Source organism: Mesorhizobium sp. B1-1-5, from assembly GCF_006443065.1.
Taxonomy (GTDB): domain Bacteria; phylum Pseudomonadota; class Alphaproteobacteria; order Rhizobiales; family Rhizobiaceae; genus Mesorhizobium.
Map to the genome: position 1 here is coordinate 1 of NZ_VFWS01000413.1, position 1,360 is coordinate 1,360.

At 68.4% G+C, this 1,360-nt stretch carries 2 protein-coding genes; both read right to left on the reverse strand.

What is annotated here, in order from left to right; all coding sequences use genetic code 11:
* Positions 1-2: 2 nt before the first annotated feature.
* A complete protein-coding gene (locus FJ980_RS31925) occupies positions 3-326 on the reverse strand; it encodes a hypothetical protein (protein WP_140547484.1) in 324 nt (107 codons plus the stop codon).
* Positions 323-1,360: portal protein (locus FJ980_RS31930; RefSeq protein WP_246676665.1), on the reverse strand; the 1,038-nt coding region annotated here is incomplete at its 5' end. The genes FJ980_RS31930 and FJ980_RS31925, both read right to left, overlap by 4 nt.

The following is a 1,360-nucleotide window of genomic DNA, read 5'->3' on the forward strand; positions in this document are numbered from 1 at the left end:
CCTCACCTCTGCTCCTCGCGTGCCGCCTTTTCCAGCGCCAGGAGCTGCGCCTCGTCCAGCGTCAGGAACCCCATAATGTGCTGCACCACTTCGGCGCGCGCGTTGCTGAGCGCGCTGTGCAGCTCGAAGCCATTGGGGGTTCTGGTCCGCGCCATCCACTCGCCGTATGACGGGCGCCTGAAATAGCCGACCGTCGCCGCGAGATCGGCCAGCACCATTTCGCCGTCCTCGCCGGAAAACACGCGCAGATACGCCTTGGCCAGCGCCTCGCGCGCTTTGGCGGGGCCGCCGCTTTGCGACGCGTGGGCGAAGCGTTTGCGGCTCATGCGCGCTGTCCGGCCGGCATCGCGCCCTGGGCGCCGGCATCAGGTGTCGGCCCATCGGCGGTGCCGCCCTGCAGCATGCCTTGCAAGCCCTCGAGCAGGCCGCTGTCGCGCGCCTGCACGGCCGCCGGCACCGCGTCCTTGGCCACCTTGCCGGCGGTGGCGATCGCCGCCATGCCGGCCTGCGCCTGGCTGGCCTTGGCCCTCGCGTCGCGCAGGCCCGCCACCTCATCCTTGCGGCGGAAGATGCGCTGCGGGCTGCGGCCGGCGCTCTGCACGATCTTGAGCGCCTCGTCGCTGTCGATATTGTCCATCACATCAGGGTCGAACTGCGCCATCTGCATGGCCGTGGTCACCAGCTGGATGGTGTCGCGCGCTTCCGCCGAGCGACGCAAGACATCGAGCGGACCGGTGAAGGTCGGCCGCACCGCCTTGCCCGCCAGGCTCGCCGGCGGCAGGAAGCGGCTGTCCTCGTCATAGAGACCCTTGTCCTCCAATATGCCGAGCTCGCGGTCGAGATTGGTGGCAAAGCCCGCCTGGATGATCGAGCCCGACGGTCCGAGCAGCGCGCCCTTCTCCTCCTGGCGGATCAGCGCCTCGGTGGCGGTCATCTGCGGGTTCTGCACCAGGGTCTGGAACAGGCTGACGAACATCATGTCGCGGATTTCCTCAGCCCGGCTCGCCGCATAGTCGAAGGCGTAGCTCGGGTTCTGCCCGGTGGTGATCGGCGCGATCAGCGGCCTGCCATTGTCGTCGATGAGGCCCGGATAATTCTCGCCCGGATCGAGCACCGGCACGTAGTCGAGCCTGGCCTTCGACGCCGTCGGCGGATCGGTGATCTGCTGGAGCGCGCGCAGGCCCGAGCGGCGGACCGCGTTTTCCTCGCGCACGGTCGTCAAGGCTTCGATGGTCGGCGAGATGCCATAGGCGTCGCCCTCGTAACGGCGCCAGTTGAAGGCCGATACCGGGAAGGTGCGAAACCCGCTCTCGCGCACGATCTCCTCCTCGTCCTCGATGACATGGTAGGAGGCGAAGGC

Excerpts from the sequence above, each read along its gene's own strand:
- FJ980_RS31925 (WP_140547484.1), bottom strand. The coding sequence starts at position 326 with ATGAGCCGCAAACGCTTCGCCCACGCGTCGCAAAGCGGCGGCCCCGCC.